Consider the following 15,621-nt stretch of genomic DNA (forward strand, 5'->3'; position numbering starts at 1 on the left):
GTTCAATCCTTTGTGCTCTTTGATTTTTCTCTGTTCGGTCACATCAGTTACCCCGATTGGACGGGTGCAGGCGCTGGGCGGCATGGCGCACCTGCGCGCTGAACCCTCGGGCCGGACGTGGCTCATGGGCTTTTTCAGCCTGGGCCGGCCCATGGGTCATGTCCGCCGGATCGACGGCAAACAACGACGGGTCAGGTAACAGACCGTCGGCACTCAGGCTAATGCGGCCATGGCGCCCGAGTATCCAGGCCATTTCCAGTTCACTGTCCAGTCGGCTGTCGCGCACGGCTTCGGCGACGAACTGGCCGGGTACCAGCCCCAGTCCATTGCCCAGCGATTCGCTGATGAACTCGCCGTTGGAGCTGAGGCGCAAGTTGCTGCCATCGGCGTTCCACGTCGAGAGCTCGTTCAACTGGGCATTGCGCTCGACGACCGGCGACACGAAGATCGCCGGGACCGGGTCGGGGATGAGCAGGCTGCTGCTCTGCCGGTCGCGTTCGTTGTCGAAGTGATTGCCCTCCGGTGCCGGGATGAACGGCGTGGCAATGTCGAGGATGATCACCAGTTCGGCCTGGTCGCTGGCCCCGGCGAGGTCATTGATGGTGTAGGTGAAGACATCGCGTAGTACCTGCCCAAGACCGGCAGCAGCCAGCACCTGTGGATTGCTCTGGTCGATGGTGTAGGTGTAGCTGCCATCGGCATTGAGCACCAGTGTGCCGTACAGGCCTTGGATCGGCTGGCCGATCGTCCCCGCCGTGCCGGTGCCGTTTTCCGCCCCGGTGCGCACCCCGACCACTTGCAGTTGATCGTTGCCATCGACGTCGCCGTCGTTGGGCAATACGTTGCCGGTGACCTGGGGGGCGGCGACCTGATCGCTGGCGGTGGCGCTGTCGTTGTGTGCCACCGGGTTGTCGTTGGCGCCCTGGATGACCACGGTCAGGCGTGCATCGGCCGTGGCCCCGGCGGTGTCGCTCATGCGATAGGTGAAGGTCTCGCTGAGGGTCTCGCCCGCCGTGCGCAAGGCTTGCACCACCGGGTTATTGTTGTCGATCACGTAGGTGTAGCTGCCATCGGCGTTGATGGTCAGTTGCCCGTAGCGACCGACCAGGACCTGGCCGGCGCTGCTCGTCTGGCCGTTTTCAGCGCTGACGCTGAGTACGTGTTTGCTTTCACCGTTGGCCACGCTGTCGACGTCGCTGTCGTTGGCCAGTACATTGCCGGTGGCATTGCTGCCGGGGGTGCCATTGGCCACGCCGCCGGCTTCGACGGCCACCGAGTTGTCGTCCTGGGCGATCGGGGTGTCGTTACGACCGTCGATGGTAATGCGCAACTCGGCCTGGCTGCTGGCGCGGAACACGTCGGACAGCGTGTAGCTGAAGACGTCCGTCAGGGTCTGGCCGCTTTGGCGCAGGGCCTGCACCGCCGCGAGGCTGTTATCGACGGTGTAGGTGTAGCTGCCGTCGGCATTGATGAGCAGATCACCATACAGACCGCGCAACACCGTGCCGACGGTACCGACGGTGCCGCTCTCGGCCAGGCCACCGGTGTGGATCGCCGAGACATTGAGGGCGTCGCCTTCGACGTCGATGTCGTTGCTGATCACGTTGCCGCTGGGGTTGATGCCCGGCTGGCTGTTGTTGCTGCCACCGGCTTCGACGGCAGTGGCGGCGTCGCCATTGGCCACCGGTGCCGAGTTGCGTCCGCGAATGATGATATGAATTTCCGCCAGATCGGTTTGGCCGCCAAGGTCGGTGACCTGGTAGGTAAAGCGTTCATTGAGAAATTGCAGCGGCCCCAGGGCGAGTACCGTGGGGTTGCTGGAGTCGACGATGTAGGTGTAGTTGCCATCGGCGCCGATGATCAATTGCCCGTAGAGGCCATTGATCAGCGTGCCGTTGGTGTTGTCGGTGCCTGCATTCACTGCATCGAGGCTGCCACCGGCGGCCTCCGTGCCGAAGCGGATCCCGGTTACGTGCAGGCTGTCGCCCTGGTCGACATCGGTGTCGTTGGGCAGCACGTTGCGGGTCGGGTTGACGGCATTGCCCGCGCCATCATCGGCCACGGCCAGCGCCACGTCGTCGGTGGCCACTGGCGCATCCCAGGCGCCGTTGATGCGGATGTTCAACTGGGCAATGTCCGTGGCACCGGCGGTGTCGCGCATCCGGTAGGTGAAGGTTTCCACCAGGGAATCGCCGACCTTGAGTGCCTGCACGGCGGCCAGGTTGTTATTGATCACGTAACTGTAGGTGCCATCGGCGTTGATGGTCAGGGTGCCATACAGGCCGTTGAGCGATTGCGTGGTGCCGACCGTGGTAAACGTCCCCGTCGCGGTTTTGTCGCCACCGCGAACATCGGTCACGGTCTTGCTGTCGTTGGCGTCGACATCGCGATCATTGTTCAACACGTTGCCGGTCGGGTTGAGCCCTGGCGTGCCGTTGGCGGTGCCGCCAGCCTCGACAGCCACGGTGCTGTCGTCCGCCGCTACCGGGTTGTCGTTGGCGCCGCGGATGATGATGGTCAGCGTGGCCGTGTTACTGGCGCCGAACAGGTCGCGGACCTGATAGGTGAAGGATTCTGTGAGCACGTCGAACGGCGTGCGCAGGGCCTGGACCCGCAGGTTGTTGTTGTCGACCACGTAACTGAAGGTCCCGTCGCCGTTCAACGTCAGGGTGCCAAATTTGCCGACCAGGCCGCTGCCGAGCACGCCGACGGAGGTGTCGTCGCTGTAGCCGGTCACGCTGAGCCGGTCGGTACTGCCGTCGACGTCGGTGTCATTGAGCAGCACGTTACCGTTGGGGTTGGTGCCCAGGGTGGCATTGTTCACGCCGCCGGCCTCGAAGGCGATGCTGATGTCGTTGGTCGGAATCGGCGTGTCATCGCGGCCACGGATGTCCATGTTCAGGGTGGCGCGGTCCTCGGCGCCGCTGGCATCGATCACCGTATAGCTGAACGCATCGACCAGGCTCTCGCCAAAACGCAGCGCCTGGACTTCGGCCATATTGTTGTCGAGGCGATAGGTGTAGCTGCCATCGGCATTCAGGGTCAGCCAGCCATAGGTGCCGCGCAGTTCAGTGCCCAGCACCCCGGCAGTACCGGTGCCGGCTGCTTCTGTGCCGGTGCGCACGGACGACACAGCGCGGGTTTCGCCGTAGTCGTGGGCGGGCAGGTCGGCGGGAATCTCGCCGCCGTCCACGTCGGTGTCGTTGTCCAGGACATTGCCGATGGGGTCCTGGCCGGGGATATTGTTGTTGGTGCCGCCGGCTTCGATGGCAATGGAGGTGTCGTCGTTGGCGACCGGGCTGTCGTTCTGGCCGCGGATCAACACGATGATTTCCGCCGTGTCGGTTTCCGGCGTTGGCCCCACGTTGTCGCTGATGGTGTAGCTGAAACGCTCCAACAGTAGATCGCTGCTGCGACGCAGAGCCTGGACATCGAGGTTGTTGTTGTCGACGACATAGGTGTAACTGCCGTCGGGGAAAATCGTCAGGGTGCCGTAGAGGCCGACCACCACGGTACCGCCCACGTCCACCGTGACCGGCGTGCCGGGATCGGTGGTCGCACCGGCCTTGATCAGCGTCACGCTCAACGGATCGCCGTCCGGATCGGTGGCAGCCGCCGTGGCATCCCCCGACGGATCGACGCCGGGCGTGCCGTTGTTCACGCCGCCCTTTTCAGTGGCAACGGCAATCACGTTCTGCGCCACCGGTGGATCATTGACGCCGTGCACGGTGATCACCAGTTGTGCGGTGTCGGTCAGGCCCTTGGTATCGTTGATCCGGTACGTGAAAAACTCAGTCAGGGTTTGCCCTGCCGAGAGGGCCTGGACCGTAGCGTTGGTGCTGTCGACATCGTAGAAGAACGAGCCGTCGGCGCCGATGCGCAAGGTGCCGTACAGGCCCGCGACCAGCGTGCCGTTGGCCGACGTGGTGCCGGTGGCGACGCCGTTCAGGACATCAACGGCCGGGTTGTAGTCTGCTTCGCTCTTGTTGATGACGCCGTTGACCAGCAACTGGCTGCTCGGCTGGTCGGCGGCATCGACGTCCTGGTCGACACCGTTGCCCCCAGGCTGAGTGATCGTACCGGGGCGGCTGGGGAACTGCACGACGTTGCCGGTGGGATTGCTTTCGCTGGCATCGCCATTGGTCGATGCGGCCTGCGCCGACGCGGCGTCGTCACTGGCCACCGGGTTGTCGTTGGCGCCCTGGACCACAATGCGCAACTGCGCGACATCATCCAGGCCACCGGTGTCGGTGAGCCGGTAGCTGAAGAATTCGATCAACTGATCACCGGCGCTCAAGCGTTGCACAGTGACGTTGTTGTTATCGAGGACGTAGGTGTAAGTGCCATCGGGGTTGATGGTCAGGGTGCCATAGAGACCGGCCACACTGGTGGCGCCGGTGACCGCTGTGAACGGTGCCGTGCCGGCTTCCGCCACCGGGCGCACACCGGTCACGGTTTTGGTTTCGCCATTGGCGACGCTGTCGACGTCCTGGTCGTTGGTCAGCACGTTGCCGGCGGCATTACTGCCGGCGGTGCCATTATTGATGCCGCCAGCCTCGATGGCCACGCCATCGTCGTCGACCCCGTGCGGCGTGTCGTTGGCACCCTGAATGGTCACCGTCAGCGTGGCGCTGGCGGTGGCGCCGGCGATGTCGCTGAGCACGTAGTCGAACGTGTCGACCAGGGTCTGGCCTGCCAGGCGCAAGGCCTGCACGGCCGCATTATTATTGTCGACCACGTATTCATAGGAACCGTTGCTGCCAATGAGCAACTGCCCGTACAGGCCGTTGATTACTGTCACGCCGTTGGCCGCTATCGGGGTGGTCGTGCCGCCGGAGCCGCCGGGACCGACCGAAACCAGGTGCAACTGGTCGGCGTTGGTCGCGATGTCGACGTCGGTGTCGTTGGTCAGCACGTCGCCACGTGGGTCGAGCCCGATGGTGCCGTTGTTGGTGCCCCCGGCTTCGACGGCGATGGCACTGTCGTTAACGCCAACCGGCGCGTCGTTGACCGGGGCGAGGATGATTTGCAGGGTGTCGGTGTCGGTCAGGGCATCGGCTGCCGTGCCCGGCGTGCCGTCGCCGTCGGCATCACCGTAGTTGCCCCGGTCATTGCTGGTCACGGTGAGCGTGTCGGTGCCGTTGAAGTTGGCATTGCCCAGGTAACGCAGGCTGGCCAACGCGGTGTTGATGTCGACGAGGTTGCCAGTCAGGGTCAGCGTCGCGGTATTGGCACCGGTAACGGTGACACCGGACACCGTGGCGCCGAGGAACAGGGTGCCGTGGAGGACCTGCAGGATGACACTGACGGCGCGGTCATTGACGTTCGGATCGCGGTCGGCATCGACATCGGCCACACTGACGCCGTTGATGTTCAGAACCACGTCTTCCTGGCCCTGTTGGGTGCCGGGGAGGGTGTTGACGGGGGCGTCGTTCTGCTCGACATAACCGGCGTTGGCGCTTTGGCTGTCGGCATCGCCGAGGGTAATGGTGACCTGGCCGAGGGTGCCGGCATCGGAGTCGACCCGCACGCGCAGATCGCCCAGCGGCTGCGGATAACTGACCAGGCCGGCGGGCACATCGATGCGGAACACGCCCAGCGGCAGCACGCCGAAGCGGTACTGGCCGTTGGCGTCGGTGAGGGTGGTGAAAATCAGGTTGTCCGCCGTGGTGGCGAGGTTACCGTCCGCGCCGGCCCAGGTCAGGGTCACGGTTTGCCCGGCCAGCCCGGCGCCGTCCGGCGTGGCGCTGGCGGTGGGCGAGGCGGTGTCGTTCCATAAGGTTCCGGAGATGACGCCGAGGCCAGCGTTGTCGCGCAGGATGTACTGGTTCGGCCCTACCGTGCTGCCGGTGCGTTCACCGGTGGTGGTGCCATCGACACCGACGCTGTTGCCGCCCCAACTGGTGAAGTCTTCGGGCAGGCTGCTCCAGGTCAGGGTCGCGTTGCTGCTGGCGACGATGGTCGAGTTGGGCAGGGTGACCTGATAACGCACCTGAATCTGCGCGCCGACATCCAGTTGATCGAAATTGACGCTCAAGCCGCCCGTGGTGCTGAACGTCACGCCGGCCGGCAGGTTGCCCGGGCCGAAGACCGTGCCGTTGATGGTGACGCTGATCAAGCTGTAGTTGCTGCCGCCGGCGAAACTGTCGCTGACTTGTGCGTCGAATGCCGGCAAGCCGCCATTCTGGGTAAAACTCAGTTGCACCGTGGCGTTGCCGGTAGTGCCTGTCGGGTTCGGGTCGAAGGCGACGATCTGTTTGTCCAGGCCACTGAAGCTCGGCTCGACGATGCGCTCGATGACCGTGTCGCTGTTGGCACGACCTGCGTTGTTGACGATCTCGTGGGCCGATACCGTCAGTTGGGCACCGGCAACGTTGGCGGCGATGTTGGTCACTCGCACGTTGAACTCGATGGAGATACCTTCCAGGTCGCTGTCATTGCCGTCGCTGTTGACCACGTTGCCGAGGTTGAAGGTCACCACCTGGCTGCCATCGGCGTTGGTAATCACCGTTACCCGGCTCGGGTCGAAGATGCCTTGCGGCGCCAGACCCGAGAGGCCAGGGGTGATCGGCAAGGCTTCGGGGCTGTTCTCGTTGCCGTTGATGTTGAGGGTGCCGCCGACGATCAGGTTGGCGTCGCTGGTCAGCCCGCCATTAGAGATGAACGCGATGCGCAGCGCATTGACCAGCGCATCCGGGGAAATGAACTGCAAGCCATTGGCGAGGACGATCTGCACTTGATAGTTGGGGTTGTTGCCTTCGGGCACCAGCACCACCACCCGGTAGCGGATCACTTCGCCAATGGTCACCGATTCCTGGGGGGCGGTGGTCGGCGCAGGTGCCGCGGTATCGGGCAAACCGCCAACCCGGGAGATCTCGATGGCCTGGGCCACCGGAATCACCAGCGTCGACGCGTTGCGGTAATCGTTGAGCGTGCCGCCATTGAGGATGCCGTCGACGCCGGTACGTTCGCCGCCTTGCGTACCGTCCAGGCTGGTCCACTCAACGGTCGCCACGTTGAGGATATTGGACTGCGCGGCGGCCGTGGCGTTGACCACACCGGTCAGTTGCAGAACGATGCTGCCACCCTTGGCGATATCGATGTTGGCGCCATTGGCGGTGCGCAACTGGCCGTTGACGATTTCGAAACCCACGCCGCCGTTATTGGTCGCGCCGTTCTGATACAGCACGCCGACCAGCGTGACGTTGTCGAGTTGGGTGGGCAGGTTGTCGAGGAAGGTAATGTCGAAGGCGCTGAAATCACTGCCGCCATTGCCGTTGGTGATGGTGATGGTGAAGGTGACTGTGTCGCCTTGGTCATAGCCGGCGGTGTTGCCGGTGGAGGTCAACACCTGGGTCACTTGCAATGTCGGTTCGCGCACGGTCACCGTCGGCCGCCCGCCGCTGAGGGCCACTGTGCGGTCCACCGCCACGTTGCCGTTGGGGGTATCGGTGTCCGGGTCGCTGTAGGTCAGTTGTGCATTGTTTTGCAGGGACAGGTTGGCCTGGTTGGCGATGACATTGTTGGCCACCAGTTGCAGGCGAATCACGAAGGTGTTGTTGCCGGTCAGGTTGTCGGCCGAGACGCTGGACACGCTGAACGTCCAGCGTGCGTCCACACCGTCGCCACCCAGGGTGCCGCCCAAACCGCCGAAGGTGCCGATGACAATGCTGCCAGCAAAGTCCGCGCCGAGCGCGCCGCTGCCGGCGCGGGTGGTGATGATCTGGTAACCGAGGCCACCGTTGAACGAGGTGTCCAGGCGCATGCCCGGTGGAATCAGATCGTCGATGCGCAGGTTCTGCGTGCCGCCTTCAGGCAGGGTGACGACGATGTCGTAGCGCATGCTTTCGCCGATCACCAGGTCGCTGCCGTTGGTGTGCGCGGCGCTGGAGTCGCCGTTGTCCAGGGTGCCGTCGGCGAAGACTTTGGTGATGACCGGCGCGGCGACTTGCTGGTTGGCAAGATCGGTGAGGTCGGTCGGCGTGAAGTCGGTGCCGCCGTCGACGCTGGCGTAGTTGTTCAGGGTCGCAGTGGATTGCAGGGAACGGCTGGCCTCGATGGTGTTGCTGACGAGTACGTCGTAGCTGATGACCACCAGGTTCGCGCCGCTGGTGTCGGCGGCGGTGCCGCTGCGCCCGGCCAGCAGGGTGGCCTGGCCACCCGCGTCGAGGAAGGTGATCTGGTTGCCACTGACGCTGTAGTCGGTGCCCAGCACCAGTAGCGTGCCGTCACCGCGATAAATCTGCAGGTTCGCCGCCGCCAGGCTGCCGCCGACGAAACTCAAGCCCGCCGGCAGGGTAATGCTGGTGCTGACATCGAACGCGCCGCCACCGCCGCTGTTTTCAATCGCCGTAACCAGGCGCAAGCGGTCGCCACCGTCGATGTTGACGATGTTGCCGTCCACCGCTGCCAGGTCGGTCACGCTGCCATTGAACGGCACGCCGGTCGTGCCCGGGGCGTTCCAACTGCCGGTGGTATTGCTGACCGTGCCATTGGAGCCGGACACCACCCCGTGCTTGATGTTCAGTACCGGTTCTGCCACGGAAACGATGGACGTCACGTCGGACGAAATCAGCGTGCGGTCGGTGAGGGTGGTTTGCTGGCTGGACTGGGCCAGCACGTCGAGGGAGCGCTGGTCGGCGAACGGTTGGTCGCCGACCCGCACAGTAAAGCGGATGACAATGCGGCTGCCGGTGGTGGTGGCGGTGGTGAAGCTGCCGAAATCGAAGATCACGGAGTTGCCGCCGGCACTGGTGACGCTGATCACCCCGCCGGCATTGGTGTTGCCGGGGCCGATTTCCCATTGCCCGACATTGCCGCCGGTGGACCAGGTGACGCCGGTCACATCGAACAGCGGCAACGGCAGGTACGCGGTGAGCTTGAACTGCTCGTAGTCGCCGGTCACCAGGTCGTAGCTGAGTTCGAACGTCACTTGATCGCCGGGGCGCAGTTCGCCATTGGTGGGCGGCGTGCCGTTGTTGACCTCCACCAGGCTGATGTCGACATTGCTGGTCGGGATCACGCTGGTGGTGGACGAACCGTCGGTCTCGCTTTGGCCGGTGAGGTTGAACGGGTCCAGCAGCAGGGTGCCGTCGACCACGGCGCTGTTGCCCAGTTCGTCGCCTTCGTTGATTTCCGGCTGCGGGTTACCCGAGGGTGGCTTGTAGGTCTGGCCGACAATGGCCGAATAACTGAGCACCGCCAGTACCGCGCCCTGCAACTGATCGTCGAACGCCAGGTCGCCGTTGAGCCAGCCGCGCACATTGGCGAACGCATTGCGCAGCGACTGGGCAATGTCGAACACCATCGACGTGGTGCCATCGGCGTTGTTGACCGAGGTGGTGACCAGGGTGATGGTCTGCGCCACGCCGTTGATGGTCACGGTCATGGTGGGCGTACCGGACAGGGTTTGACCGTCGCTGAGCTGGTCGCGGATGACCAGTTGGCCGTCGTTGAAGAAGTCCTTGCCGAAGGCAAAGTAGTCGGAAATGGCCAGGTTCAGCGTGTACTGCAAGGTGTCGCCGGGGGTGATGCCGGTGTGACCAATGTCGGTCTGTATGGCGACGTTCTTCAGCAACGTGATCGATTTGGCAATGAACTCGGTGGTCACGCCGGTGCCGCTGAATTCGATGGTGGTGTTCGGTGCGGTGACGTCCCGTGGATCCAGCGGTACCCACTGGCCCGAGGCGCTCGGCGCGGGCAGGGTGATGGTCACCGCATCGCCCGACACCGGGTTGATGATGGCCTGGCCGTTGGCATCGACTTCTGGCACATAGAACGCCACCACGGTGTCGGTCTTGGCCGTGAGGCTGTCGTAGGTCACGGTAAACGAGTTGATGTACACGTTGTCCGCGGCGATCAGCACGGCAATTTCCGTGGGGTTGGTGACCACGGTGCCGTCGTGCAGGGTGATCGAAGTCAATCGGCCACCGGCACCGGGGGTGATGGCGGTGACCTGGATGTTGTCCGGCAGCGGTTGGGTAACGACGACGTTGCTCAGGGTCTGGCCTGGTGCGGGGGTCACGGATACCGTCAACGTGCGGCCGTAGTTCGGCCCGGTCGCGGTTTCGCCTTCCGGTGTACTCAGGGTTTCATCGAAGGTAATGACTGTCGGATGCACCACGAACGCAGCCGTGCCGGCCTGGATCAGGCTGGGGTCGTTGGTCGGGTTGTCGAGCGCATCGTTACCGAATTGGAAGCCGCCACTGGTACGCACGGTCAGGTCCGGAGTGCCGTTGGAGAAAGCGGTGTCGGCCAGGTTGCTCAGGCTGGCGGTAATCTGCACCGGGATGGCGGGCTGGCCATTGGTGACACTGGCGAACGGCAGTTCGATCACCACCAGGGTGTCGCCGGCGCGCATGCCATAGGTCGAGGCGTTGATGACCAGGAAATTGCCGTTGGCGTCCTTCGCCAGCGGGTGGGTCGCGTTACCGGAGGCATCGAAAGTCACCAGGTGGCTGACCAGGTTTTGCCCCAGGTAACTGGCGGAGATGAAATTCACCCCGTCATTGCCGTCCTTGCCGGTCGAGGGCAACGCCAGGTTGAGGAACGGTGCGAAACCGGCCTGACCCGACGTGTTAGCGAAATTCACGGTAAAGGTGAACTGGTCGCCCAGCAGTACATCGCTGCCTGCGGTAGACACGGTGGCGGTCGGCGCGGCGTCGGCCAGCAAGCCGTCGAAACTGGCCATGGCGGCGCTACTGATGGCAATGCTCTTGTCGATGTTTCCGACTTTGGTTTCCAGCGTCCAGTCACCGCCGGCCTTGGCACTGCCGGTGTCATTGCTGGAGGCGCCGACGTCGGCACCGGTCCAGCGCGCCAGTTCGGTGACCAGGGTTTTGCCCGCCACCCCGGCACCGATGTCGCAGCCATAGAGTTGGATGTCCGCACCCGGGGTCAGGTTGTTACGCCATTGTTCGAGGGTTTGTGCCAGTTGGTCGACGTTGTCCGAGGTGACGGTGCGGTTGCCCAGGGTGAATTGCCCGGCGGCCCCGTGGGACATGACCTGGATCGAATCGACTTTGCCCAACTGCGCCAGAGCCGCGGAAATGGCCGCCAGGCCGTCTTCGCCGACATTGACCACAATGGCGGTGACGTTGGCCGGCAACTGCGCGAGTAACTGGTCGCGGTTTTCGATGCGACTGTCGAGCACCAGCAAACTGCGCGCCGCCGAGGGCGCCTGCTCGGTGGCGGCGCGGCCTTCGGTCGGGGTCGCATGCGGGACAGGGGCGTCAACCGCCGCCGGCGCGGCGGTCGGGTCGGCATGGTGCTGATCGGTCGCGGCAGACGCGGCCGCACCGTCGAATAGAATCCTGGGTTCCAGTGCAAGCGCCTGGCGCTGTGGACGAAGATGACTACCTGAAAATGAACGCCCTGACCCTTGCATAGTGAGGCCCTCTGACTACGCGGTTAACAATCCATTGATAACAAGCCCACTATTGGACTTATTGAGCGTAGGACGTTTCTGTAGCTTTTCCAGAGTGTTAGCGAACTTTTCACAAGCGCGCGGAAACCCCCCGGGAATTTGGCATTGGTGGCTTTTCGGCACTATGGGGGGAGAAAGGGCGTATTACGGGAGGAAAGGTACTTGGGTGCACCGGTCACGGGGCCCGGTGCCATACCTTCAAGTAGTCGACTCTGAAGGTGGAAGGCAGGTCGGCATCGTCCACGACACCGAACCAGCTCCAAAAGGCCTCACTGTCAAACACGACCTGCATCGGGAAGTGCCAGTGGGTGTTTTTCGATTCTCTGACCAGCACGCCATCGACGTACCAGCGCAGGGTGTCGGGTTGCCAGTCGAACCCGTAGACATGAAAGGCACTGGCCAGGCGCCAGGGAGCGGTCCAGGTGCTGCCATTGGCCAGGTGCTCGGTGCTTTGCGGCGTGGCCCAGACGTGGCCATTCATGTTGTACAGGCGATCGAATTTGCCATCCCTGGTTTTACCGCCGATTTCAAAGATATCGATTTCAGTAGCGTTGTCCGCCAGCCCCGTCCAGGCCAGCCAGAAGGCACTGGAACCGGCCGAATTCATCGGCTTGGCCCGGGCCTCGAAATACCCGTACAAGCGCCGCTCATTGCTGTGCACCATGGCCGAGGTGTAGTCCTTGTAGCCCAGCTTGGTGTACTTCTCGGGCAGGGTTTGCTTGCGGAACACGATGTTCAGGTTACCGCTGCCGAGGGTGGCGTTTTCCGGCACGAACAATGCCGGTTTGCGCCCCAGTGAATCGCTGCCTGTGCCGTTATTGACGTACCAGCGATCACGGTCGAGGGTGCTGCCGTTGAAATCGTCGGACAACTGCGTGTCCAGCACCCAGCGCCCCGCATTGGCCTGGTCCGACAGCGGCAAGTCGGTATGGGTTTGTTGCGGTGCGCTGCCCAGCGGCCCAACGCGGGTCCAGAGATTCGCCTGTTTGGGGATGGCCACCTGCCATTTGTCCGCCAGGTAGCCAAACACTGCCTGGCGTTCTTGTTGAGTGATCAGCGGGCGGTCATACACCAGCACTTCGGCGATGTCGCCACGCAGCACTTCCGTGGTGCCGACCACGTTGCGCCCTACGGCGTAGGGGCCGATGGGCACATCGTTGAGTTCCAGCACGTCCAGGGTCGGTTCGAATGCGCTGGTTTTTTCCACGCTGAGGGCGAAGTTCGGCAATACGTTATCGTTATCAGCGACCCGGGGGCGCGAGCTGAACTGGCGCTGCCACGTGTCGCCACCGGCCTGTTCCGGCAGCCGGCGGGACACCATCAACACCGTGACCGGGCCCTTGGCCGTACGGATGGCCTTGCCGAGAAACGCCGACACCCCGCTGAAACGCACCACCGCATTGCCATTGAGCGCGTTGTCGACGCGCAATGGCAGGGACGTGGCAGCCGGGTTGTCGACATTCGCATCAAAGGCCTTGCCGGACTTGTCATGCCAACGCAGCACCCGGTTTTGCCCGTCGAGGGTCATCGATGCCCGGTCCGCGCCGTCGAGCCACAGCACCAGGCCATCGCTCACCGGTCGAGCAGGCGCCGCATGGGCGCAGCTGGCCAGCGTGGCCAGCAGCAAAACCAGCCAACATTCCCTGAGCATAGGAACTCCCCGACGGACAATGGAAGAGTGATGCGGCGGTCAGTGGGCAAAGGCGGCAGACAACTCGACAGGCGGGCGATAGCCGTACGGGTTGCTCGATTGCCAGCGCCAACTGTCCTGGATCATCTGCTCCAGGTTGCGCCGGGCGTACCAGCCCAGCTCGCGTCGGGCCTTGCTGGCGTCGGCCCAGCACTGGGCAATGTCGCCGGCCCGGCGCCCCGCGAACCGGAACGCAATGCTGACGCCGGTCACGTCCTCGAAACTGCGGATCATCTGCAGCACGCTGTAGCCAATCCCGGTGCCGAGGTTCCAGGTGTGGATGCCGGGGTCGCGCCGCAATACCTGCAAGGCCTTGAGGTGCCCTTCAGCCAGGTCGACCACGTGGATGTAGTCACGCACGCAGGTGCCGTCGGCCGTGGGGTAGTCGTTGCCGAACACGGTCAATTCAGGGAGTCGGCCAATCGCGACCTGGGTCAGGAAGGGCAGCAGGTTGTTCGGCCGCCCGCTGGGGTCTTCGCCGATTAGCCCGCTTTCGTGGGCGCCAACCGGGTTGAAGTAGCGTAACAGGGCAATGCTCCAGCGCGGCTCGGACCGGGCCAGGTCCGCCAGCAATTGTTCGACCATCAGCTTGGAACGCCCATAGGGGCTGGCCGGTACACCGGTGCCCGCATCCTCGAAAATCGGCATGTGCGCCGGTTCGCCATAGACCGTCGCCGAGGAACTGAACACCAGGTTGAACACGTTGAAACGCGCCATCACTTCACACAGGTTGAAGGTGCCCACGACGTTGTTGGCGTAATAGTCCAGCGGGTGGCAGACGCTGTTGGCCACTGACTTGAGGCCAGCAAAATGCACCACCGCGTCAATGTCGTACTGGCTGAACAGGCGTTCGAGCAATGGCGTGTCGCGGATATCGCCTTCGACGAAGTCGACCCGGGCATGGGCCAGGTGCTCCAGGCGCCCAATGGATTCGTGGCAACTGTTGCACAGGTTATCCAGGATCAGCACATGCTGGCCGGCTTCGATGAGAGTCAGTGCAGTGTGGGAGCCGATGTAGCCGGCGCCGCCCGTGATCAGCGTGGTTTTCTGCATATTGGGCATTCCTTTAGCAAGAAGTCAGCGAGCGGTAAAAACCAACTTGAACTCTTGTGGCCAGCGCGGGTGCAACAGGCTGTAGGCCAGCGCATATGTCAGGGCGCCGATGGCGATGTTGCAGGCCAGGTGCAAGTAGCCTTGCAGCGCCAGGTGCGAGGACGCGGCCAGTACCGCGGCGGACATCACCAGCGAGGCGATCACGCTGCGGTAACCCGACTCGAAAAACGCCCCCCAGCCGTAGCCGATGGCGGTGTGCAGCCCGCGAATCTGCAGGGGCGTGATGAGCAGCATGCGCACCAGCAAGGCCGCCGCCGCGCCCATGCCGCCGTAGATCGGGCCGAGCAGGTAAACCAGGCCGAGGGCAAGTACGGTGGTGGTCACCTCGGCCTTGAGGGTGAGACGGGTGTGGTTGACCGCCACCAGCGCCGTCGTCGCGTACATGGCAAGGTTACCGAGGGCTGCGGTGATCGCCAGCACTTGCAACATGGGAATGGCTTCGGCCCACTTGGCGCCGAAGATCAGCAGGACGATGTCCTCGGCGGTCAGCGCGATCCCGAGGAAAAACGGCGTCAGCAGGAAACCGCTGATCGCCGTCGAGTCGCTGATGATCCCGATCAACCGCGACGGATCGCTGCTGCGCCGGGCGAACACCGGCAGTGCATAACTCATCAGTCCGTTGTAGATCGCCGAGCGCGGCAGGTCGATGATGCGCATCGCCAGGTTGAACATCCCCACCGCGTTGGCGCCGGCGGTCATGCCCAGCACCACGTTGACGCCGCGTTGCAGGGTTTGTGTGCTCAGGGCGTTGATCGCCACCGGGGTCCCGGTCTTGAGCAGCTCGCGCAGGAACGGCCCGTCGATGCAAAACGGGATGCGCCGACGGTCGCCGTTCATCAGCACCACGATGGAAACAAATTCCATGATCAGCGCCTGGGCAATCACCGCCCAAGGGCCCAAGCCGCACAGCGCGACGAGGATGCCGCCCACCCCGCCAACGATTTTTCCCAGCAGCGTGCGCGAGGCGAGCATCTTGAAGTTGCTGGTACGGCGCATCTCGACTACGTACACCCGCGCCATCATGGTGAACAGAATCTTCACCGACGCCACCGCCGTCATCCAGCGCAATACCGACGAGGAGGTGTACAGCACAGCGGCCAGCGAGATCACCACGATTGACGCCAGGCTGATCAGCACGGCAAACCAGAACGCGGTGCTGATGTGCCTGACGTCCAGGCGCTCGGCCCGCACCAGCGGATCCTCCAGCACCGAGGAATAAAGCAGCCCGACCATTTCCACAATCGCGATGATCACCGTACCGATACCCAGTTCGGTGGGCGTCAGCAGCCTCGCGTAGACGACAAAGGTGATCATTGACAGGAGAATCAGGCCGAACTTTTCGGTGAAGATCCAGATCAGCGTAACCAGACGATGGTTGGCCATGGCGGGCACC

General features: G+C 63.5%; 4 protein-coding genes. All 4 read right to left on the reverse strand.

The genetic code is table 11. The annotated features are described in order from the left end of the window. Positions 1-43: 43 nt before the first annotated feature. The gene (locus tag J1D76_RS24060) at positions 44-11,386 is read right to left on the reverse strand and encodes a VCBS domain-containing protein (RefSeq protein ID WP_421140829.1); all 11,343 of its coding nucleotides are present in this window, start codon (positions 11,384-11,386) and stop codon (positions 44-46) included. Positions 11,387-11,600: 214 nt separating this feature from the next. Further along, positions 11,601-13,076 (reverse strand): family 16 glycosylhydrolase, encoded by a 1,476-nt coding sequence (locus J1D76_RS24065; RefSeq protein WP_421140831.1) that lies wholly within the window; start codon positions 13,074-13,076, stop codon positions 11,601-11,603. 39 nt (positions 13,077-13,115) lie between these two features. Continuing rightward, complete coding sequence (gene galE, locus J1D76_RS24070) at positions 13,116-14,168, reverse strand: UDP-glucose 4-epimerase GalE (protein ID WP_421140832.1); 1,053 nt, start codon at positions 14,166-14,168, stop codon at positions 13,116-13,118. A 24-nt stretch (positions 14,169-14,192) separates the two neighbouring features. Next, a complete protein-coding gene (locus J1D76_RS24075; RefSeq protein ID WP_421140833.1) occupies positions 14,193-15,611 on the reverse strand; it encodes an oligosaccharide flippase family protein in 1,419 nt (472 codons plus the stop codon). Positions 15,612-15,621 lie beyond the last annotated feature (10 nt).

The sequence above is a fragment of the Pseudomonas sp. NFX15 genome (assembly GCF_049132105.1).
Classification (GTDB): Bacteria; Pseudomonadota; Gammaproteobacteria; order Pseudomonadales; family Pseudomonadaceae; genus Aquipseudomonas.

What these genes read in the sequence shown, in the direction of transcription:
- J1D76_RS24060 (WP_421140829.1), bottom strand. Translation starts at nt 11,386, where the DNA reads ATGCAAGGGTCAGGGCGTTCATTTTCAGGTAGTCATCTTCGTCCACAG.
- J1D76_RS24065 (WP_421140831.1), bottom strand. Translation starts at nt 13,076, where the DNA reads ATGCTCAGGGAATGTTGGCTGGTTTTGCTGCTGGCCACGCTGGCCAGC.
- galE (WP_421140832.1), bottom strand. Translation starts at nt 14,168, where the DNA reads ATGCAGAAAACCACGCTGATCACGGGCGGCGCCGGCTACATCGGCTCC.
- J1D76_RS24075 (WP_421140833.1), bottom strand. Translation starts at nt 15,611, where the DNA reads ATGGCCAACCATCGTCTGGTTACGCTGATCTGGATCTTCACCGAAAAG.